General features: G+C 63.1%; 22 protein-coding genes. 12 read left to right on the forward strand and 10 right to left on the reverse strand.

Annotated features, from left to right (window positions below; all coding sequences use genetic code 11):
- Positions 1–299: 299 nt before the first annotated feature.
- The 5 genes from BFN03_RS00550 to BFN03_RS00570 all read left to right on the forward strand — a co-directional run bounded on the left by BFN03_RS00550 (position 300) and on the right by BFN03_RS00570 (position 4,486).
- Positions 300–1,457: a magnesium and cobalt transport protein CorA gene (locus tag BFN03_RS00550; protein WP_070377370.1), complete on the forward strand. Its 1,158-nt coding sequence runs from the start codon at positions 300–302 to the stop codon at positions 1,455–1,457.
- 96 nt (positions 1,458–1,553) lie between these two features.
- Positions 1,554–2,597 carry an ATP-dependent DNA ligase gene (locus tag BFN03_RS00555; protein ID WP_070377371.1) on the forward strand — a complete coding sequence of 348 codons (1,044 nt, stop codon included), beginning with the start codon at positions 1,554–1,556 and terminating at the stop codon, positions 2,595–2,597.
- Entirely contained in the window at positions 2,598–3,626 is a 1,029-nt protein-coding gene (locus tag BFN03_RS00560; RefSeq protein WP_070377372.1) for a DNA polymerase domain-containing protein, read from the forward strand.
- Between the two features lie 52 nt (positions 3,627–3,678).
- Positions 3,679–4,221, forward strand: a complete 543-nt coding sequence (locus tag BFN03_RS00565; protein ID WP_070377373.1) for a DUF6764 family protein — start codon at positions 3,679–3,681, stop codon at positions 4,219–4,221.
- Positions 4,222–4,264: 43 nt separating this feature from the next.
- Entirely contained in the window at positions 4,265–4,486 is a 222-nt protein-coding gene (locus BFN03_RS00570) for a dodecin (protein WP_070377374.1), read from the forward strand.
- Between the two features lie 9 nt (positions 4,487–4,495).
- Here BFN03_RS00570 and BFN03_RS00575 read toward each other — a convergent pair whose 3' ends face one another.
- Positions 4,496–5,497 carry a beta-propeller fold lactonase family protein gene (locus BFN03_RS00575; RefSeq protein ID WP_232320385.1) on the reverse strand — a complete coding sequence of 334 codons (1,002 nt, stop codon included), beginning with the start codon at positions 5,495–5,497 and terminating at the stop codon, positions 4,496–4,498.
- Between the two features lie 305 nt (positions 5,498–5,802).
- On the opposite strand from BFN03_RS00575, the gene BFN03_RS00580 reads away from it, so the two are divergent.
- Together BFN03_RS00580 and BFN03_RS00585 are read left to right on the forward strand one after the other, a co-directional pair.
- Entirely contained in the window at positions 5,803–7,482 is a 1,680-nt protein-coding gene (locus BFN03_RS00580; RefSeq protein ID WP_070377376.1) for an FAD-dependent oxidoreductase, read from the forward strand.
- Between the two features lie 128 nt (positions 7,483–7,610).
- Entirely contained in the window at positions 7,611–8,510 is a 900-nt protein-coding gene (locus BFN03_RS00585) for a L,D-transpeptidase (RefSeq protein WP_070377377.1), read from the forward strand.
- Between the two features lie 86 nt (positions 8,511–8,596).
- On the opposite strand, the gene BFN03_RS00590 is transcribed toward BFN03_RS00585, so the two are convergent.
- Positions 8,597–10,546 carry a M13 family metallopeptidase gene (locus tag BFN03_RS00590; protein WP_070377378.1) on the reverse strand — a complete coding sequence of 650 codons (1,950 nt, stop codon included), beginning with the start codon at positions 10,544–10,546 and terminating at the stop codon, positions 8,597–8,599.
- A gap of 58 nt (positions 10,547–10,604) precedes the next feature.
- A complete protein-coding gene (locus BFN03_RS00595) occupies positions 10,605–11,369 on the reverse strand; it encodes a pirin family protein (RefSeq protein ID WP_070377379.1) in 765 nt (254 codons plus the stop codon).
- 286 nt (positions 11,370–11,655) lie between these two features.
- On the opposite strand from BFN03_RS00595, the gene BFN03_RS00600 reads away from it, so the two are divergent.
- Positions 11,656–11,886: a hypothetical protein gene (locus tag BFN03_RS00600; protein ID WP_232320387.1), complete on the forward strand. Its 231-nt coding sequence runs from the start codon at positions 11,656–11,658 to the stop codon at positions 11,884–11,886.
- Positions 11,887–11,949: 63 nt separating this feature from the next.
- Here the strand turns inward: BFN03_RS00600 and BFN03_RS20540 are convergent, their stop codons facing one another.
- Complete coding sequence (locus BFN03_RS20540; protein ID WP_198163332.1) at positions 11,950–12,105, reverse strand: DUF6131 family protein; 156 nt, start codon at positions 12,103–12,105, stop codon at positions 11,950–11,952.
- A gap of 33 nt (positions 12,106–12,138) precedes the next feature.
- Positions 12,139–12,345 (reverse strand): hypothetical protein, encoded by a 207-nt coding sequence (locus tag BFN03_RS00605; protein WP_070377380.1) that lies wholly within the window; start codon positions 12,343–12,345, stop codon positions 12,139–12,141.
- A gap of 193 nt (positions 12,346–12,538) precedes the next feature.
- On the opposite strand from BFN03_RS00605, the gene BFN03_RS00610 reads away from it, so the two are divergent.
- Together BFN03_RS00610 and BFN03_RS00615 are read left to right on the forward strand one after the other, a co-directional pair.
- On the forward strand, positions 12,539–13,168 hold the full coding sequence (locus BFN03_RS00610; protein ID WP_070380482.1) for an alpha/beta hydrolase family protein: 630 nt from the start codon (positions 12,539–12,541) through the stop codon (positions 13,166–13,168).
- A 52-nt stretch (positions 13,169–13,220) separates the two neighbouring features.
- Positions 13,221–14,117, forward strand: a complete 897-nt coding sequence (locus tag BFN03_RS00615; protein WP_070377381.1) for an alpha/beta fold hydrolase — start codon at positions 13,221–13,223, stop codon at positions 14,115–14,117.
- A gap of 1 nt (position 14,118) precedes the next feature.
- On the opposite strand, the gene BFN03_RS00620 is transcribed toward BFN03_RS00615, so the two are convergent.
- Positions 14,119–14,706 (reverse strand): phosphoribosylanthranilate isomerase, encoded by a 588-nt coding sequence (locus BFN03_RS00620; protein ID WP_070377382.1) that lies wholly within the window; start codon positions 14,704–14,706, stop codon positions 14,119–14,121.
- A 174-nt stretch (positions 14,707–14,880) separates the two neighbouring features.
- Here BFN03_RS00620 and BFN03_RS00625 point away from each other — a divergent pair, with 174 nt between their 5' ends.
- A complete protein-coding gene (locus BFN03_RS00625) occupies positions 14,881–16,119 on the forward strand; it encodes an acyl-CoA dehydrogenase family protein (protein WP_070377383.1) in 1,239 nt (412 codons plus the stop codon).
- Positions 16,120–16,128: 9 nt separating this feature from the next.
- Here BFN03_RS00625 and BFN03_RS00630 read toward each other — a convergent pair whose 3' ends face one another.
- The 3 genes from BFN03_RS00630 to BFN03_RS00640 all read right to left on the reverse strand — a co-directional run bounded on the left by BFN03_RS00630 (position 16,129) and on the right by BFN03_RS00640 (position 18,234).
- The gene (locus BFN03_RS00630; protein ID WP_070377384.1) at positions 16,129–16,506 is read right to left on the reverse strand and encodes a hypothetical protein; all 378 of its coding nucleotides are present in this window, start codon (positions 16,504–16,506) and stop codon (positions 16,129–16,131) included.
- Positions 16,503–17,090, reverse strand: a complete 588-nt coding sequence (locus BFN03_RS00635; RefSeq protein ID WP_070377385.1) for a TetR/AcrR family transcriptional regulator — start codon at positions 17,088–17,090, stop codon at positions 16,503–16,505. The genes BFN03_RS00630 and BFN03_RS00635 overlap by 4 nt, the downstream gene beginning before the upstream one ends.
- 130 nt (positions 17,091–17,220) lie before the next feature.
- Positions 17,221–18,234, reverse strand: coding sequence for an aldo/keto reductase (locus BFN03_RS00640; protein ID WP_070377386.1), 1,014 nt, complete (start codon positions 18,232–18,234; stop codon positions 17,221–17,223).
- Between the two features lie 180 nt (positions 18,235–18,414).
- Here BFN03_RS00640 and BFN03_RS00645 point away from each other — a divergent pair, with 180 nt between their 5' ends.
- Positions 18,415–19,371, forward strand: coding sequence for an isopenicillin N synthase family dioxygenase (locus BFN03_RS00645; RefSeq protein WP_070377387.1), 957 nt, complete (start codon positions 18,415–18,417; stop codon positions 19,369–19,371).
- Between the two features lie 3 nt (positions 19,372–19,374).
- Here BFN03_RS00645 and BFN03_RS00650 read toward each other — a convergent pair whose 3' ends face one another.
- The gene (locus tag BFN03_RS00650; protein WP_070377388.1) at positions 19,375–20,970 is read right to left on the reverse strand and encodes an ABC-F family ATP-binding cassette domain-containing protein; all 1,596 of its coding nucleotides are present in this window, start codon (positions 20,968–20,970) and stop codon (positions 19,375–19,377) included.
- Between the last annotated feature and the right edge of the window lie 108 nt (positions 20,971–21,078).

Below are 21,078 nucleotides of genomic sequence, written 5' to 3' on the forward strand. Positions count from 1 at the left end.
CTGTGTACTGATCTGCGGTGCGTCCACCACTGATGAATCCGCAGGTTGTCGGTGCCGCTATCCGCGGGTACCGTTTGTGGAGGTGTGCGATTCGTGGCACACCGTAGTTGCGTATGCCAAGCTCAGCGCATTCGAGGTCGGTGAGTTCCGAGGGAAAGAGGAGGTGTGGCGTTCGAGTGAGAAGCCAACCTCCCAGAACCAGCTGAAACCGTTTCACCGGTGGGTGTCGCGGTTTCACCTTGTGGTCTGCCCGTGTCCCGCCGGCAGCGTCGTGCTGCCCTCTTTTCGAAAGCTCCACCATGCCCCAGTTGCGTACGATCCGTTCTCTTCTGCCAAGCCGTTCCACTGGTCTGACCGACGTCGATGCCGCCGGTGACGCGGCCGCACACCGTGCCACCGAAGCCGCGTCTTCCAAGGCGAAAGTGGTCCAAGGCGCTGTCGGGAAAGTGATCCAAAGCGCCGTCTACCGCGATGGCAAGAGAATCGCCAGTCCCTCCACCCTGGCCGAGGCTCTCGGGGGTGTGCGGGACTCGGCGTCGATGGCGTGGATCGGCATGTACCGGCCCAACGAATCCCAGTTGTATGCGGCGGCAGCACAATTCGATCTGCACGAATTGGCTGTGGAGGACGCGATCGTCGCCCATCAGCGCCCCAAGCTCGAACGCTACGGGGAGACGTTGTTCGTGGTCCTACGCGCGGCGCGGTACTGCGACGAGACCGAGCGTGTCGAATTCGGTGAGCTGCACATCTTTTGCGGGCCCAACTTCGTGCTTACCGTCCGGCACAGCGAGTCACCCGATCTGTCAGCGGTGCGGCGGAGGATGGAGAGCGATCCGGACCTTCTGAGCCTCGGGACCGAGGCTGTTCTCTACGCCATCCTCGACGCGGTGGTCGACGGATACGCGCCGGTGGTGTCCGGGCTGCAAAATGACATCGACGAGATCGAAACCGAGGTGTTCAGCGGAGCGCCGGGAGTGTCCCGACGCATCTACGAACTGACCAGGGAGGTCATCGAGTTTCAGAGGGCGACGAGGCCACTGCTCGGGATGCTGCAGGGATTGTCGGCGGGATTCGACAAGTACAACACCAATGACGAGCTGCAACGCTATCTGCGGGACGTCACCGACCATGCGACTGTTGCGGTCGAGCGGGCGGACAACTTTCGACAGTTACTCGGGAACATTCTGAAGGTCAACGCCACGCTGGTGTCGCAGGAGCAGAACGAGGAGATCCGCAATCTGACCCATGCCAGCATCGAGCAAAACGAAGAGATCAAGAAGGTGTCGGCGTACGCGGCGATTCTCTTCGCACCGACTCTGATCGGGACCATCTACGGTATGAACTTTGACTTCATGCCCGAATTGCATTGGGATTTAGGGTATCCGTTCGCCCTGTCGTTGATGGCGCTTACGTGTACAACCTTGTTCACGGTCTTCAAGCGCCGCAACTGGTTGTAACCGCTCTATCGGTACCGGCCCTCGAGGACCGGGAGGAAGTCAAGACTCCGTCCCATTTGCCAATCTCGAGGCAGGCGGTGGTGACACTATGGACTAGTGGATCTTCCCGTGATGCCGCCATTGCAGCCCATGCTGGCCAAGGCGGCGTCGCGCGTTCCGCCGCAACCGGAGTCCGGGGCTGCGTGGTTGTACGAGCCGAAATGGGACGGATTCCGGACCATCGTCTTCCGCGACGAAGACGAGGTGGTCCTTGGTTCGAGGGGTGGAAAGGATCTGGCCCGGTACTTTCCTGAACTCGTGCGCGCTGTACGAGACGAACTGCCGCCGCGGTGCGTGGTGGATGGCGAACTCGTCGTACCGCGAAAGCTCGACGGGCGTACCCGGCTGGACTGGGAATCGCTGTCCGAACGCATTCATCCGGCGGAGAGTCGGGTGACGATGCTGTCGGAGAAGACTCCGGCCCAATTCGTCGCCTTCGATCTGCTTGCTCTGGGTGATCGGGACTCGAGCAGGGAGGACTTCGCGATTCGGCGCGCGCTGTTGGTCGAGAACATCGGTGGCGGACCAAGCTGTCACGTGACCGCAGCCACCAAATCCAGCGCGACCGCGACCGAGTGGTTCGAGATGTTCGAGGGGGCCGGGCTCGACGGCGTGGTAGCGAAGAAGCTCGTCGGACGGTACCTACCGAACAAGCGGGAAATGGTGAAGGTGAAGCATTCCCGCACCGCAGACTGTGTCGTGATCGGATACCGGCCGCACAAGAGTCAAGCGGGTATCGGGTCCATGCTGCTCGGGCTGTACGACGGTGACCAGATGGCGATGGTCGGGGGTGTATCGGCTTTCACCTCGCCCCGGCGCGTCGAACTGCTTGCGGAACTGGAGGAACTGCGCATCGGTGAGGACGTCGTCGCCGAGGGTGAGCCCACCCGCTGGCGGTCCGGCAACGACCGGCACTGGGTGCCGCTGCGGCCCGAACGCGTGGTCGAGGTGGCGTACGACCAGATGGAGGGTTCGCGTTTCAGGCACGCCGCGCGGTTCCTGCGCTGGCGGCCGGACCGGACCCCCGACGAATGCACGTTCGGGCAACTGGAGGTTCCAGTGCGATACGACCTCGACGACGTGCTGACGGGAGGCTCGTAGATGCCGAGCCCTGCCGAAGAACTCGACGTCGACGGCGTCGCCGTGCGGCTGTCGAATCCAGACAAGATCTACTATCCGAAGCTCGGCTCCGAGGGCGGCACGAAACGGCACTTGGTGGAGTACTACCGCTCGGTTGCGCGAAGCGGCCCATTGCTCGGCGCCCTGCTCGACCGGCCGACGCACCTGCAGCGGTTCCCAGACGGTATCGACGGCGAGGAGATCTACCAGAAGCGCATTCCGGCGAAGCGCCCCGACTACGTCGATTCGTGCCAGGTGACATTCCCTTCGGGCCGGAAGGCTGACGTGCTGCGAGTGCGAAGTGCCCCGGACATCGTCTGGGCAGCGAACCTCGGCAACATCACTTTCCACCCGTGGGCGGTCCGGTGTCCCGACGTCGAACATCCCGACGAATTGCGGATCGACCTGGACCCGCAGCCCGGCACCGGGTTCGAGGACGCCCGCGCGGTCGCGCTGGACGTACTGCGGCCACTACTGGACGAACTGGGTTTCATCGGCTTTCCCAAGACATCCGGGGGCCGCGGCCTGCATGTGTACCTGCGTATCGAACAGCGGTGGGACTTCATCGAGGTGCGGCGAGCAGGTATCGCCCTGTGTCGCGAGATCGAGCGGCGTAGTGGGGGCCGGGCAACCACGAATTGGTGGAAGGAGGAGAGGGGCGAGCGCATTTTCCTCGATTTCAATCAGAACGCGCGAGACAAGACCATCGCATCTGCATACTCGGCCCGTAAGACGCCGATCGCGACGGTGTCCACACCGGTGACCTGGGACGAACTCGTCGACGTCGAACCCGACGATTGCACCATTTCGACGGTGCCTTCGTTGTTGGACAAGCGCGGCGACCCCATGTCGACCATGAATGACGCGGCACAGTCGCTCGACGCACTGCTCGAGATGGCGGATCGGGACGCCGCGAACGGATTCGGCGACCTCCCGTATCCACCCAACTACCCCAAAATGCCTGGCGAACCGAAGCGGGTACAGCCCAGTCGGGATCGTGATCGCAGGTAGTGCCACATAAGTAGATTCCGCAAGTTTCGGCGTCGGAAGAGGTGAGGTCGCAATGGAACATACGACAGCCACTACTGCGGGAGTTCTTCTCGGTGTCGCTGCAGCGGCATTCGGAATCTTGACGTCGGCGCCGACTACCGCGTCGGCCGTCCCCCTTTCTTGTACAGGTCAGGCCGGCCTGGGTGAGACCGCGATCGTCGATCGCACCGCGTGCGGGGCCATCGCTGATCCGGGCAGCAGTTCGAGTGCCTTCGGCAACGACGGCGTGGGTTTCGCAGACGCAGCCCAGTCGGGTGTGGCACTCGGGGTCGGTCTCGACGGTGGTGTCGGCGCCGCCGAAGCGCGAGGGGGAGCCGTCGCCGCGGTTGCGGTCGGGCCGGAGAGTGTCGCCATCGGGACTGTCGCCGAGACCGGCCCTGCGCTGGTACTCAGCGGTCCGGGCGGGCAAGCGCTCGTCGCGGAACCGGACAGGGGGGTGGTGTGCGCGGGTGGGCCGTCCCTCGCCGTCAATTTTTCTGCGAGGCAAGCATGTCTGAACAATGGCAGCGCGGTGTGGCAGCTTCCCGATCCGACTTCGGCGAGCGTCCTAAAGTGAGTATGCGTCTATACAACGGCTCAAACGAACTCGAGGAAACATCATGAGTGACCACGTATACCGAGTTGTCGAGATCGTCGGTTCGTCATCCGAGAGCACCGATACCGCCATCGAGAATGCGATCGCGCGTGCTCACGAGACCTTGCGCAACCTCGAATGGTTCGAGGTCGTCAGCACCCGTGGTCACATCGAGAACGGCGCAGTCGGGCACTACCAGGTGACTGTCAGGATCGGGTTCCGCGTGGAGTCGAGCCAAGCCGACTGACGCGGATGCTTAGAACACCGACACCGAACCCTGAAGGCGGTTGGTGGCGTAAGCGTGGGACCCGTCCGGGGTGTTCGCGACGCTGTACGGGCCGACCCCGACGAGAACGGTGTCGATCACGGTGTGGGTGGCGGTGTTGATCACCGACACCGAATTGTCCCCGAAGTTGGCTACGTAGACCCGGGATCCGTCTGGTGTGATCGATACCCCGAACGGGTCTTCCCCGACGGGGATGTTGGCGGTGGGGGTGTCGGTGGCGGTGCTGATCACCGACACCGAATTGTCGGCGAAGTTGGTGACGTAGACCCGGGATCCGTCCGGTGCGATCGCTACCGCGAAAGGTTGGCCCCAGACGGGGATGGTGTTGCTCACGGTGTCGGTGGTGGTATCGATCACCCACACCGAACCGTCCCCTTCAGTTGCGACGTAGACCCGGGACCCGTCAGGGGTGACGGCCAGCCACTCGGGGACGCTACCGACGGGGATGGTGTCGACGATGCTATTGGTGGTGGTGTCGATTACCACCACCGTATTGTCGGTGCGTGCGGTGACGTAGGCGCGGGATCCGTCCGGGGAGACTGCCACCCCGTACGGGCTGTCAACCGTGACGGTGTCGATGACGGCGTTGGTACCGGTGTCGATTACGGACAGCGTGTCGTCTCCAGTGCTGGTGACGTAGACGCGGGATCCGTCCGGGGAGACCGCCACCCCTTCAGCGTCACGACCAACCGCGACGGTGTCGATGAGGCTGTTGGTTCCGGTGTCGATCACCGACACCGAGCTGTTGCCGGCGTTGGCGACGTAGGCACGGGTTCCGTCTGGGGAAATCGCCACCCAGGACGGGGCGTCCCCAGCAGGAACGGTGGCGACGACTTCGTCGGCGGTCGCAGTCGCTGCCCCCATCCCGGTCATGCCCACTACCAATGTGGCAGTGGCTGTCAACCCGAGTAAGAGCTGCTGGACCCTCCCTCTGACCATACGGCTACCGAGAATATTGCTCTGCCGATCCATCTCCGCGTCCTGTCGTAGAGAAACAACAAGGTCGTCTCAGGGCTCGCGCCGCGAGTCCCGGGGTATCGAGTTGTGGGTGCACCGAATCATTTGTTCGGATATGCAATATGCCACTCTGATCGATCTCTGTAAATATACAGTCCGAGAACGCATTCCGCGTGCACAGCGAGGCCCGGTGTGGTGAACCTCGCCAGATAGGCGATGCCGCAGCGAGGCGGTTCGGTTCTCGACCAAAACTGGAACACGTTATAGTCTGGTCTCAGTTCGAGGATGCCGGAGCGCGCGCATCCAGGTAGGGGAGAACCGTGACTTATGTGATCACGCAGCCGTGTTGCAAGGACGCCTCGTGCGTCGATGTTTGTCCGGTCAACTGCATCCATCCCACTCCTGACGAGGAGTCCTTCGCGACCGCGGAGATGCTGTATATCGATCCGGACACCTGCATCGACTGCGGTGCCTGCGTTGACGAATGCCCGGTGGATGCGATCTACGCCGAGAACGAACTCCCGGATATCGACGAGCCGTACCTCGACATCAACGCGCAGTACTACACCAAATACCCCATAGGCCCCGACTGGCCCGAACCGTTGAAGTTTCCGGTGGTCGACGAGGCGTTGGGAACGCTCCGTGTCGCCATCGTCGGATCCGGTCCGGCCGCCTGCTACGCAGCAATGGAATTGACGGCCAAGCCGCGTGTCGAGGTCGACATCTTCGACCGTCTACCTACTCCGTACGGACTGGTGCGGGCAGGGGTTGCGCCGGACCACCAGGGCACCAAGGGCGTCACCGGCCTGTTCCGTACGGCTATGGGTAAGCGTTCAGTGCACTGCCATTTCAACGTGGACGTGGGCACGGACATCAGCCACGAGGAGCTGCTCCGGCATCACCACGCCGTGATCTATGCGGTTGGCGCTGCCGGCGACCGCGAGCTGGGGATTCCCGGCGAGGATCTGATCGGCAGTCACGCCGCGACCGAGTTCGTGGCCTGGTACAACGGTCACCCCGACTACGCTGACCACACTTTCGATCTGTCGGGTGAGAGGGCCGTGATCGTCGGCAACGGAAACGTGGCTCTCGATGTTGCCCGCATCCTCGTCACCGATCCCGAAGCTCTGGCCAAAACCGACATAGCCGACCACGCCCTCGAGGCGCTGCGGGCGAGCAACATTCGCGAGGTGGTGATCCTCGGGCGGCGAGGTCCGGCCCAGGCTGCCTACACGTATCCCGAACTTCTGGGCCTCGACCGCATCCCGAACGTCGACATCGTCGTCGAACCGGACGAGGCGGTGCTCGATCCTGCGAGTCGTGCGTTCATCGACGGCGACGAGTCGGAGCCGTGGCAGCGCGACAAGGTGACGAAGGTCGAGGAGTTCGCCCGGCGCACGGCCGATCCGTCGAAAAAGCGCATCGTGTTGCGGTTCTTGACCTCGCCCGTCGAGATTGTGGGCGCCGAATCGGTCGAAGAAGTGTGCATCGCCAAGAACGACATGGTCGTCGGAGCGTCCGGTGCGCTGATGGCGAAACCGTCCGACGTCACCACGACGCTGACTACGAATCTTGTGTTGCGCTCGATCGGCTACCGCGGTCGACCTATGGCCGGCATCCCCTTCGACGACCGCCGCGGCATCATCCCCAACGAGAATGGCCGGGTAATCGATCCGGACACCGGAACGCCACTGCCCGGCGTGTATGTGGCCGGCTGGATCAAGCGCGGGCCGACCGGTGTGATCGGTACCAACAAATTCTGCTCTGCGGAGACCGTGAAAATGCTGATCGACGATTTCTCCGCGGTAAGGCTGGGCGAGCCCGACGAGCGCGAGGCTTTCGACCGACTTCTTGCCGACCGAGCGCCCGCTGCCATCGACTTCCAGGGCTGGCAGCGCATCGACAAGACCGAGAGTGCCGCGGGAAAGTCGGCTGGTCGGCCTCGAGCCAAGCTGACCACCATTGAAAGCATGCTGGCCGCAGCTCGTGCGGATTCCTGAGTAGCAGCGCACGACAGGGGCGCTGGGTTCCAAAATTGCCCCCTGCCTGTCGATGTGTTTAATTGGTAGACGCGCTAACGATCCGTCGGGGATGAGCGTAGCTACGTCGTCGAACGAGAGGGTTATGCATGGCTCTGTCAAGAACCGGTACTTCCAGGCGGATGCGCTGGGCCTCGCGTGTCGCCGTCACGGCGGCCGGGGCAGTGCTCTCGGCGACGGCACTGGCGGGAGCCGGGCATGCCGTACCGCTGTTTCCCGGTGGACCGGAGATTCCCAACATTCCTGGGCTGTTCGGCTCAGCACAACCGCCGCTTCCCGAACCGGCGAATTTCTCGGCACCGTCCATCAACCCCGGCAACGGTGAAGTCGTCGGTGTCGCACAGCCGGTGATCATCAGTTTCAACGAGACGATCGATGACCGCGCCGCAGCTGAGCGTGCTATCAAGGTCACCACCAGCCAGCCCGTCGAGGGTGGGTTCTATTGGACCCGCGATGATCAGGTGCGCTGGAAGCCCACCGAGTTCTGGCCCGCGAACACTCAGGTCACCGTCGATGCCGGCGATTCGCACTCCACGTTCGACATCGGCGATGCATTTGTCGCCACCGCGGACGACAACACCAAGGAGATCACCGTCACCGTCAACGGTGAGGTCGTCAAGACCATGCCGACGTCGATGGGTAAGCCCGGGTACGAGACGCCGAACGGCACGTACATCATCGGCGAGAGGGTCCGTGACATGTACATGGACTCGTCCACCTACGGCGTGCCGGTCGACGCCCCGGAGGGCTACCGCACCTATGTCGAGTACGCCACCCGTATGTCATACAGCGGCATCTTCGTGCACGCCGCCCCCTGGTCGGTGAACGATCAGGGCCGTCGCAATGTCAGCCACGGCTGCCTCAACGTCAGCACCGAGGACGGCAAGTGGTTCTACGAGAACTCGAAGAAGGGTGACGCGGTGATCGTGAAGAACACCGCCGGCGGCACCCTGAGCGGTTCGGACGGATTGGGCGACTGGAACCGCTGAGCCCACGCTGATCGAAAGAATGCCGTAGCCCGCACAAATCATTGTGCGGGCTACGGCATTTCTGGTGGACCTGCGCGGTAGTGGACCTACCAGATCTTCACCCGCTGCTCCGGCTCGAGATAGAGCGCGTCACCGGGTCTCACGTCGAACGCATCGTGGAATGTGTCGAGATTGCGGACGACGCCGTTGCACCGGAACTCCGGTGGTGAATGTGGGTCCACCGCAAGGCGGCGGAGCGCTTCGGCGTCGCGGGCTTTCGTGCGCCAGACCTGCGCCCAGCCGAAGAACACGCGCTGCAACCCGGTGAGGCCGTCGAGAACCGGCGGATCGGTTCCCTCGGTAGCGATCTGGTACGCGACGATCGCGATGGACAGCCCACCGAGGTCGCCGATGTTCTCCCCAATGGTGAACTCGCCGTTGACGTTGTGCCCGGGAAGGGCCTTCGGCTCGAACTGGTTGTACTGCTCAATCAATGCCTTGGTGCGCTTGCCGAACTCGCTGCGGTCATCGTCGGTCCACCAGTCGATCATGTTGCCGTCGCCGTCGTACTTGGCGCCCTGGTCGTCGAATCCATGGCCGATCTCGTGGCCGATGACGGCGCCGATACCGCCGTAGTTGGCGGCGTCGTCGGCGTTCGCGTCGAAGAACGGAGGTTGCAGGATGGCCGCGGGAAAGACGATCTCGTTCATGCCCGGGTTGTAGTACGCGTTGACCGTCTGCGGGGTCATGAACCACTCGCCGCGGTCGACGGGTCCGCCGAGTTTCCCGAGCTCGTGGTCGTACTCGGCCGCGTAACCACTGCGGTAGTTTCCGACCAGGTCGTCACGGGAGATGGTCACTGCCGAGTAGTCGCGCCACTTGTCCGGGTATCCGATCTTGGGTGTGAACTTGTCCAGTTTGCGTAGCGCGGCCTGCCGAGTCTCCGGGCTCATCCACTCGAGATCGGTGATGTTGCGGCGGTATGCCTTCTGCAGGTTGGCGACGAGTTCCTGCATACGGGCTTTGGCGTCGGGGGGGAAATGGCGCTCGACATACAGCTTGCCCACGGCCTCGCCGAGGAGATCCTGTACCAGCGATACGCCTCGCTTCCAGCGCTCGCGGTTCTCCTCGGCTCCGGTCAGCGTCTTGCCGAAAAATGCGAAGTTCTCGTCGACGAGTTCCTGCGTCAGGTACGGGGCGCGGGTCAGTATGATCCGCCACGTCGCCCAAGCCTTCCAATCCTCGAGATTCTCCGGCGCCCACAGCTCGGTCAATGCGGTCAAGTAGTCGGGCTGGCCGACGACGATCTCCGCGAATTGTTCCTCGGTGGCGCCGAGTGCGTCGATCCATCGGGTCCAGTCCAGGCCCGCGGGCAAGTCGCCCAAAGCGACGAGGTTGTAGCTGAGTTCGGCGTCACGGCGCTTGACCACGTCCCAGTGACCGGCCGCGATCTTGGTTTCGAGGTCGAAGACACGCTGGGCGTCGTAGCCGATTCCGGCTAGGGCGAACATCTTCGCGATGTGCGCCAAGTAAGCCTCGCGGATCCCGGCGTGGTCGTCCTGGCGGTAGTACGCCTCGTCGGGCAGGCCCAGACCTGACTGGCTGAAGTGCACCAGATAGCGTTCGGAGTTCTTGGCGTCCGTGTCTACGTAGTGGCCCACGACGCCGACGACGCCGGTGCGCTGCAGCTTGCCCAGGACGGAGGCGAGCGTGGACAGGTCGGCTGCCTCGGCGACGGCGGCGAGCTCGTCGGCGATCGGCGTCAGGCCCGCGGACTCGACGGCGTCGGCATCCATGAAGCTGTTGTAGAGGTCACCGATGCGCTGGGCGTCGGAACCTACTGGGGCGCCGGAGTCCGCGGCCTCCTCGATGATGGCCCGGACGTCGACCTCTGCCTTGTCGTACAGAGTGCGGAATGCGCCATCGATGGCACGGTCCGCCGGAATCTCGTAGTTGTCTATCCACCCGCCGTTCACGTGAACAAAGAGGTCGTCCTGGGCGCGGGTATCGGGATCGAGGTGTTTGAGGTCGATTCCGGAGTGATGAGCGGTGGTCATCCCTACATACTTACACCGTCCATCGATGGACGCTCCGGCGTTGCGCAGAATATGCCATTCACCCCCCGATACGGGCATGCATCTCCCAGACGAGAACTTCGGCGCCGGAATCGGATGAGATCCGCTGGCCTCCCGAAGCGCTGGCACGGACGGCATCACCTTCGTACAGTGTTCCGACGCCTTCCATCTCAGCAGTGCCCCTGGCAACGAAGACGTGCAGGAAGGGTGCCTCCGGCAGGACCGCTGGTTTGCCGGGGAAGATCCTCGCGACATGTAGGGCGGCGTGCTTGTTGTTGATCCGAATCGCCGAATCATTTTGGTATTCAGTCATTCCGGACGCCACTACAACGAGACCACCTTTGAGGACCTCGTCCTCGATCTCGAGTTGCTCGTAGCCCGGGGTGAGACCGGCCTCGTCGGGCACTACCCACATCTGCACGAAACGGACCGGCTCCTGATGCTGTTCACCCCCGAGTCGCCAGCTGTCGTTCTTCTCGGAATGCATGATGCCGCTGCCCGCGCTCATCCGCTGCGCAAGTCCGGGATAGATGACGCCGGAGTGGCCGATCGAATCCTGATGGACGAGCGAGCCACGCAACACCCACGTCACGATCTCCATGTCCTTGTGTGGGTGAGTCTCGAATCCTTGGCCCGCCGACACGGTGTCGTCATTGTTCACCAGTAGAAGCCCATGGTGGGTATTGTCCGGGTCGTAGTGTTGGCCGAAGGAGAACGAATGCTTCGAGTCCAGCCAGGACACCCTGGTCTTCAGCCGATCACCAGCGCGGTGAACGAACACGTGAGGCGTGGTGACTGCCGGCATATCGGTCCTCCTTCGAGCGGTTCGGCGTCCAGAGTACGAGGTGCCGATGGCGTGTACTCGCGGGGCGGTGTCGATTGCGCATCGAACTGGTTGCACGCCCGCGACGGTGGTGACGTGTCCGGTCGGAAAGAGTGTTGTCGTGTGCGACCTCGAGGAAATTGGTCTTCTGAAGATGTTGCCTGGCAACAGAGTTCGAAGTATCAAGGTCGCCAATTCTAATGGACGAGCGTCCAGTTCCGAAGCTTCGGAACGGCTCCGGTCGTTTCCGGGGCGTACAATTCGAAGTGTGCGTACCGGAATGGAACGACGCCGAGTGCCGCACTCGGGAAGTAGTGCGGACGACCTGAGTTCGGATCGCAACGATCAGCAACTTCCCGAGTATCAGCGGATCGCAGACCTCGTCGATGCGATGGAAGAACGCGTCGCCGCCGAGCGCGAGGCGAAAGGGATTCCTGGGAACCAGGCAGAGCGGGCCGCAGTGCAACAGGTCGAGCCCGAAGATCAAGCCCCCGCATAGTCTCGGTTCAACTGCCATTGTAAGACAGGGTATTTCGAGTCGAACGCGACGGATCGCCGTTTGCTAATGCCACCGCTTTCGGCCACCGACGGCGCGGCCCATCACGCCCAGTAGCGCCATCACGAGACCGATCACGAGAAGAATGATTCCGAGTGTCGTGAAGAGTGGGATCTGCAAGGGGAGACCGATGACGAACAGGATGATTCCGAGAATGATCACGGTGATTCCTCGTTTCGTCTTGGCGGCGCGAAGCTACTGACTGGGTTGAGGCAGTTCGCAATCGACCTTCGGGTTCGCGCCCGTATAGTTCAGCGGGCCGACGAGCACCGTCGCGGCGATCGTCGCGGCGGTGGAGCAATTGTCCGCCACTTCGTCGAAGTACCCCCGCTGGAACACGGCGGCGGCGCCGATGACCAGCCAGACGATCACGACGAGGTTCACGATTCGCCCGATGCGCATTTCCGATCTCCCGAGGTGCGCCGGCGCCGGGGCCGATGTACGTGTCACGTCGACGCGAGCAGCCATCGCCTCGAACCTGCATCCATGCTACTCGGCGGCAGCCGCGTCTTCGGCGTACCCGAACGACGCCTCGGCGCACGTCCGGCAGATGATCGAGACCAGGAGGGGGATCGAGGGGCGATACCGTGAACGCATGAGCGAGCTGCTGGAACATGACGGTGTACGCGGACACCTCCATCGCCCGACGGGTGACACGGTGGCCGGCCTTGCGCTCACGCACGGTGCTGGAAGTGATTGCAACACAAAGCTTCTTACAGCGGTGACCGAGGGGTTCGTGGATCGCGGGGTGACGGTCCTGCGGTTCGACCTTCCGTTCCGGCAGGCTCGTGCGTCCGGTCCCCCGCACCCGTCGAAGGCGGCGGCGGACCGTGACGGCATCGCCGCAGCGGTGGCCGTCATGCGGGAGTTGGTGACGGCGCCGGTGTGGGCGGGCGGGCACTCGTACGGCGGTAGGCAGGCGTCGATGCTCGCCGCCGAACAGCCCGAACTCATCGACGCTCTATTGCTGCTGTCGTATCCGCTGCATCCACCGGCCAAGCCGGAGAAACTCCGCACCGAGCACCTACCCGGTCTGCACACCCCGTCCGTGCTGGTACACGGGTCGAAGGACCCGTTCGCCACCACCGACGAGATGCGGGCGTCGCTCGAATTGATTCCGGCAAAGACCACACTCGTCGAGCTCGACGGCGCTCGCCACGATCTGTCGCCCGACAAGTTCCCGGTGGTCGAGTACGCGGTTGCGGCGATGCTGGACCTCCTCTAGGCGGAGCTGAACCGACCGCGTGGAGTAGGCGTGGAGTAGGTATGTTCGGTGAATGGACAACGTGCAGACGGATGCGCCTGACTGGTTCACTTCGGCGTTGGCATCTCCGGTCGAGACGGGCCGCGTCGATGTAGCAGGCGCGCAGGTTCACTATCGCGCCTGGGGTCCGACGGACTCGCCAGGCATGGTCCTGGTACACGGTGGCGCTGCCCACAGCCGATGGTGGGATCACGTGGCGCCGATGCTGGCCGACGGGTGCCGGGTGGTCGCGCTCGACCTCACCGGACACGGCGACAGCGACCGGCGCCCGAAGTACGGTCTGGAGCAGTGGGCTGAAGAAGCGCTCGGTGTAGCGAAGCCGGCCGGAATTTCCGGTGCACCCGTTTTCATCGGGCACAGTATGGGTGGAATCGTGTCCTATGTGGCTGCCCGGCTGTTCGGTGAAGATCTCGCAGGTGTGCAGATCATCGATTCTCCCGTCCGTGCCCGCACCCCTGAAGAAGAAGAGGCGCGCAGACAACTCTCCTTCGGCCCGAAAAAGGTCTATCCGTCCAGCAGCGAGGCACTCGAACGCTTCAGATTCGTGCCGCCCCAGGACTCTGCAGTACCCGCAGTTCGGCGTCACGTAGCTCAGACCTCGCTGTGCGAGGTGGAGGGCGGATGGTCGTGGAAGTTCGACCCCACTGTCTTCAACCGCAGCGGTAGCGATCATCTGCACGGATCAGACCCGCGCTGTCGCATCGCCTATTTCCGCGCCGAGAACGGCATCATCGACGACGCGATGATGGACAGCATGCGTCGCCGTTTCGGGCCCGCAGCCGTGGTGGCCGAGATCCCCGCCGCGGGACATCACGTGATGATCGACCAGCCGCTTGCCCTGGTCGCGGGTATCCGCACCGTTCTCGCGGCCTGGGACGCGGAAGATGCCGTGTCGGGGATGCCGGACTGAGTCAGGCTCCGGATCGGACCGTGGCGACGAACTGCTCGATCAGCGCCACGTCCTTCACACCCCGAGACGATTCGACGCCGCTCGATACGTCGACGCCCCACGCGCCGGTTTGTTCGATGGCCGTCCTCACGTTGCCCGGGTGAAGTCCGCCGGCAAGGATCCAGTCACCGGCGGGCCTACTCTGTCCGGTCCAGTCCCAAGGCACTCCGGCGCCGGCGGTCGCCCCGTCGACGAGAAGATGGTCTGCGCCGAGGTCGCCGGAACCGTCACCTGCGGTTATCGCTCGAATCACGCGGAGACCCGCCTCGTGTAGCCGGTTCACTTCATCGGCGGACTTCAGGTCGTGCACCTGAACCGTGCCCACACCTGCCGTTGAGGCAACCTCGATCACCTCGGCAACGGGAGCGCCCTTGAACACGCCCACCGCGACGGTGTCGTCCGTGGTGCGGCGGACCAGCGGCGCCGCATCCTGCGCGGATATCCGGCGGACGCTCTCGGCGAAGACGAAGCCCACTGCTTCGACGCCGAGGCGCACAGCGGCATCGACAGAGCTTTCGTCACGCAGACCGCAGACCTTGATGAATGTCACGGCACAACTTTAGTGGCAGCACCGAACCCGGCGACGATCGAGCGTGTCGAAGTTCTGAAGCCGAACCGCGGAACATGTTCTATATTTGCGCCAGGTTCGGTATTTGAGTCACACCCGGTATTTGCATGAATCCCCTTCATCAAGCCCATTGCCCAGGTGATTGGAGTGCACGGCATGTATGAGTGGTCCGACACCGATGTGATGTTCCGCGACGCGATTCGCGAGTTCATCGACAAGGAGATCCGACCGCACGTCGACCAGTTGGAGTCCGGCGCGATGCCGCCTTTCGACATCATCCGCAAACTTTTCACCACGTTCGGGCTGGACGAGATGGCCCGTGACGCGCTGGAGAAGTCGCTCGCCCGTGAGCGTGGCGAAGGCAAGGGCGACAAGGCGAAGCAGGACAAGTCCGGAGGACTCGGCGGAGCGGGGAGCATGGGCGTAGTCATGAACGCCGAACTGGCCGGCGTGAGCCTGGGACTCGTCGTTTCACTCGGTGTGAGCCTGGGGTTGACCGCCGGAACCATCCGCAGTCGCGGGACGCTGGCTCAGAAGGAGCGCTGGCTTCCCGGCCTGGTCACCTTCGAGAAAGTCGGCGCGTGGGCGATCACCGAACCAGATTCCGGTTCGGACGCATTCGGCGGCATGAAGTCCTACGTCCGGCGCGACGGGGAAGACTACATTCTCAACGGCCAGAAGACGTTCATCACCAACGGTCCATTTGCGGACGTCGTCATCGTTTATGCCAAGCTCGACGAGGGGGATACTTCCCTCGATCGCCGCGACCGCAAGGTCCTCGCCTTCGTTCTCGATGCCGGCATGGAGGGGTTCACCCAGGGGGCACCGTTCAAGAAGATGGGCATGAATTCCTCGCCCACCGGCGAGTTGTTCTTCGACAACGTGCGGATCACCCGAGACCGATTGCTGGGCGAGACCGAAGACGGCGGCAGTTCCGACGGGAAGTCCAGCGCCAAGGAGAATTTCGCCGCTGAACGAATCGGTATCGCGACGATGGCTCTCGGCATCATCAACGAGTGCCACCGACTGTGCATCGACTACGCGAAAACCCGCAAGACGTGGGGCAGGGAAATCGCGCAGTTCCAGCTCATCCAACTCAAACTCGCCGAGATGGAGGTGGCGCGGATCAACGTGCAGAACATGGTCTTCAATGCCATCGAGCGCACCGCGGCGGGTGATCAGGTGAGCCTGGCGGAGGCATCTGCGATGAAGCTCTATTCTTCGCGGGCTGCTACCGATGTTGCGATGGAAGCCGTCCAACTCTTCGGCGGCAACGGCTACATGACGGAGTATCGCGTGGAGCAACTCGCTCGCGACGCGAAGTCGCTGATGATCTACGCCGGCAGCAACGAGATTCAGGTAACGCATATCGCGAAGGGATTGCTGGCGAACTGAGAGCGCGGCTCACACGGACCCCAGCAGAGCGAGGACGGATATGGGGAGTAGGAGCAGCCATTGGGGCAGCCGAAACAGTCGTGTCCAGCCGTCGAAGGTCAGGGTTATCACGAGAAACACGCCTGAGTAGGCAGCAAAATACACCCCTATCAGTAGCCCCACGAGTTGCGTTCCCTCCGGCTGCGCCAGCCCGAGGAATATGAGGGCGGCTGCAGCGAGGACCAGGTCCGCGCTGACCAGGTGCCACACCGCGTGCATGGTGCGTTTGGGGACCTGGGCAAGGGCGGAGGCAAGCAGGGGTCGGACCGTATCGACGTGCCCGGCCGTCAGGTGAATTGCAGAGACGGCAGCCGCTGTGACGCCCGCGGCGATGAGCATGCCGTTCATCGGGCTCCGACCCCGCTTGTGACGACGTCGGCCAGTTGGTTGGCCAGTTCCGCGTGGACGGGCTCGCCCATCAATCCCACGTGGAAGAAGACCGCGCCGGCGAGTGTGTCGAGGATCAGCTCTACATCTACGTCATCGGTGAGTTCGCCGGACGCGACGGCGCGCTCGAAAATCTCGACCATTCGCTCCCTGGCCGGAGCCAGGAAAGTTGATCGCAGGCGCCCCCGTAGTACGGAATCGGCCGCAAAGTCGGCCAACAGGCCAGGCAGTGCGGCTGCGGCGGCCGGTGCAGAGAACTCGTCGACGAGGTCCTGGGTGAACTGGGTGATATCCCCGGCCAGGGTGCCAGTGTTGGGGACGGGTCCGACATCGGTTGTGGTGAACAGCGCCTCGTAGACCAGTTCCGGCTTGCCGGACCAACGGCGATAGATCGCGTCTTTGCCCACGCCGGCACGGGTGGCGATGGCACCGATCGAGGTACCCGCGTAGCCATGTTCGGTAATCAATTCCTCGGTGGTGCGGATGATGGCATCGTGCGTGCGCCTGTCACGTGGACGCCCCGGTGCGTGTTCTGCAGCAGTCATACTTTTACCTTACGGGTCGACCCGTTTTGAAATAAACCCCTGCCCAAGATTTCTGTTCGTCCTTCGCATCGAGCGCGCTCGTACCCGACGTGGAGGTGTCTGGGCTGGACGGTCGAGATCGTGGCAGTGTTCAGGATTCGCGGCCCTGCGATATCCACTGCGGATCCTGCGAACGCGCACCTTCGACGTGGTTTCGGACCGAGTTCAGCACGGCCATCTGGGCCTTGCTCAGTTCGATGTCGAGAGCACCGGCATTCTCGTCCACCCGTTCTGCGCGGCGGGTCCCGGGAATGGGCACGACCGGTATGCGGAACTCGGCGCCCTGTGCGTAGAGCCATGCCAGCGCAATCTGCGCGGGGGTGGCTCCGACTTTGTCTGCGACGGCTTTGACCGCGTCCATCGCGCCTAGATTCCGTTGCAGCGTGCCCTCCGCGAATCGTGGCAGTGTTCGGCGGAAATCGTTGGGCGCCAACGAGTCGACGTCGGTGACCGTTCCAGTGAGAAAGCCTCGCCCGAGTGGAGAATAGGGGACGAACCCGACCCCCAGCGCAGCCGCCGCGGGGACGACCTGCGTTTCGACGTCGCGGCTCCAGATGCTCCACTCCGACTGGACCGCGCTGATCGGATGCACGGCGTGCGCTGCTCCGAGTTCTTCGGCCGTCACCTCCGACAGTCCGAGATGGCGCACCTTGCCCGCCGTCACCAGTTCGGACATCGCGCCGACAGTTTCCTCGATGGGTACCGACATGTCACGGCGATGCATGTAGTAGAGATCGATCGTGTCGATCCCGAGTCGTTGCAAACTCGCGTCCGCCGCCTCGTGGACGTACGTACGGTCTCCTCGTATCGAGACGCCACCCTCGCGGAGTTTCCTGGTCTCGCCTTGAATTCCGAACTTGGTGGCAAGCGTGACGTCATCGCGTCGATCCTTTAGGAACCGAGCGAGCAATCGCTCATTGTCGCCGGCACCGTACACATCTGCGGTATCTATGAAGGTCACTCCGAGGTCCACCGTGTGGTGCAGTGTCGCAAGCGCCTTCTCGGAATCGATTCCGCCGTAGGGCGGTGCGAAAGCCATTGCTCCGAAACCCATGTTGGATACGGTGAGCGAACTACCGAGCATTGTGGTACCGATGGTAGCCATCATTCAACGGTACGACGTGGTAGGCCTGGAGTGCACTCCAAACCGCTGCCCGGCGGATTTATGAGGCATGAACAGTTGTGCTCGCAGGTTCGACTGCGGAAGCTGGAGAAGGTATCGATCTCACGTCCGGACTCATGTGAATCAACACGAACTCTGGAACGAAGGAATTGGAGTGACCAGATGACCCCGATTTCCACCATCGACCTTTCACTCTGGCGGGCAGGCGGCGAGTCCGCCGCCAATGTCGCCCGGGAAGTGGATGAAGGCCTCCAACGCGCCGGGTTTCTGCTGGTCCGCGAGCACGGAGTCCCACGCGAACTGGTCGCCGATGTGCGGGCCGCCGCGCGCAAGTTCTTCGCGCTCCCCGAAGAGGTGAAGGCTCAGTACTCGACGATCGTCGGCGGACGCGGCTGGATCCCGCCGGGTATGGAGGCGGACGGGTACGCCGAGGGCACCGAGACGCCCCCGGATCTCAAGGAGTCGTTTACCGCCGGGCCCGAGACGCCTGTCGGAGACCCCGTCGTCGATGACGTGTGGTTCGGCCCCAATGTGTGGCCTGCCGAAGTGGTGGAACTACGTGTTCTCCTCACCGCCTATACCGAGGCGGTGCGCAAGTTGTCCAACGAGCTCTTGGCGTTGCTCTCGACTGCGCTCGGGTTGCCCGGTAACTATTTCGAAGGGTGCACCGATCGGCCGACGTGGATGTTCAAGCTCAACCACTACCCACCGCTCGCGACGGTGGGTGAGCCCGAATCCGGTCAGTTCCGTATCGGGCCACACACCGATTTCGGCACCGTTACCGTTCTGGACCGGGAACCGGGCGAAGGCGGGCTCCAGGTATACACCGAAGAGGGAGGCTGGGAAGACGCGCCTTACGACCCGGAGGCTCTCACCGTCAACATTGGTGATCTCCTCGAATACTGGAGCGGAAGGCGCTGGCCGTCGGGTCGGCACCGAGTCCTGCCGCCTCAAGCCGGGGCTCCTGAGGAAGACCTCGTCTCGCTCATCTTCTTCTATGAACTCAACCACGACGCTCGGGTGACACCTCTCGCTCCGCCGATCGGAACCGTCGCCGGCCTCGAGCCCGTCATTTCAGCCGATTTCATCAAGTCGCGATTGGACAAGATCACGATGTAGGGCCTACGGACTCTCATAGTCGCGAAGACCCTCGTCGGTCAGTTCCAGCCAACGGGTGACGCCGAGATCGCTCAAGAACTGTCGATCGTGGCTCACCACGATCAGTGCTCCCCGGTAGCTGCGAAGCGCCTGTGCAAGGTGCGCGAGGCTCGGCAGGTCGAGGTTGTTGGTGGGTTCGTCCATCAGCAGTAGGCGAGGTGCCGGCTCGGCCAGCAGGATGGTCGCGAGTGCCGCCCGAAGTCGTTCCCCACCGGACAATGCGGATGCGCGCACATCGGAATCGTTGCCCCGGAACAGGAACCTGGCCAAGTGAGCGCGGATCTGTTGCGCGGACGCATGCGGTGCAGCAGCCGCGACGTTCTCGGCCACCGTCAGCGACTCGTCGAATACGTCGAGCCGTTGCGGCAGGGTCTTGAAAGGTACTCGAGGTCCGGCCGCGACAACAGTCTCGAGCAGCGTGGTCTTACCGACGCCATTGGGGCCGACTATGGCGATGCGCTCGGGGCCAGTGACATCGAACGAGACCGGATGCCCGCTCGGAAGGCATGCGTTTCGGACAGACACAACCTGCTGGCCGGAGTGCACCTCCGTATCCGGGAGGTCGATTCGCACCTCGCGGTCGTCGCGTAACGCGCTCTCCGCTTCGGTAAGCGTCTCCTTTGCTTCTTCGACCTTGCCGATATGGCTGCTGCGCAGCTTGCCCGCCGACTCCTGCGCCGTACGCTTCTGAAGTCTCATCGCAGCTCTCGGCGCACGCTTGTTTTCGAACATTTTCTGCCCGTAGCGTTTACGGCGGTCGAGCTTGATGCGGGCCTCGGCCAGTTCCCGCTTTTGCTTCTCCATATCGTTTCGCGCATCGCGCACCGCGGCCCTCGCGGCCTCCTGCTCGGCCTCGATCGTCTCGAGGTAGGTGCTGAAGTTGCCTCCGAACATGCGAATCTCGCCACCACGCAGTTCCGCGATGGAGTCCATCAAGTCGAGCAGGTCGCGGTCGTGGCTGACCACCAGCAGCGTGCCCGAGAACTGTTGCGCTACTTCGTAGAGTCTGCTCCGGGATTCGGCGTCGAGATTGTTCGTGGGCTCGTCGAGGAGGAGGATTTCCGGGTCCTTCAGCAACTGTGTGGTGAGGGATAGCAGCATGGTCTCGCCGCCGGACAGATTGCCAACGGTGCGATCGAGGTCGGATGCATTCCGCAGCACGCTCCCTAGGCCGAGTCGCCGAAGAGTGGACAGCGCGCGTTCCTCGATGTCCCAGTGGCCTTGGGCGACATCGAAATCAGCGGCCGTACCGCAACCGGACTCGATGCGGTGCAACGCCCCCCGGAGGTCGGCGATGCCCAGGATCCGGTCGATCCGCAGAGTCGGATCGAGTGTGATGTCCTGCGGAAGGTACGCCAGCTCGCCCCGGGCCGTCACCGACCCGCGGTCGGGGTGCAGGCGACCGGCGATCAACCGGAGCAGTGTGGACTTGCCTGAGCCGTTGAGGCCGACGAGGCCTGTACGCCCAGTACCGATGACAGCATCGAGGCTTTCGAAGACGGGTTCGCCGTCAGGCCAGGTGAACGTGAGATCGGAGAGAGATAGGTATGACTGGGCCATGGTGTACTCCAGAGGAAGGTGCGGATGAAGACTCGCGGACTACCTCTTCAGGAGCAATGGACCGTTCCTATCGACTCGTGTGCATGTTGGCAATGTCCACGGTAGGGC

The organism is Rhodococcus sp. WMMA185 (genome assembly GCF_001767395.1).
In the GTDB taxonomy this organism is placed as follows: domain Bacteria; phylum Actinomycetota; class Actinomycetes; order Mycobacteriales; family Mycobacteriaceae; genus Rhodococcus_F.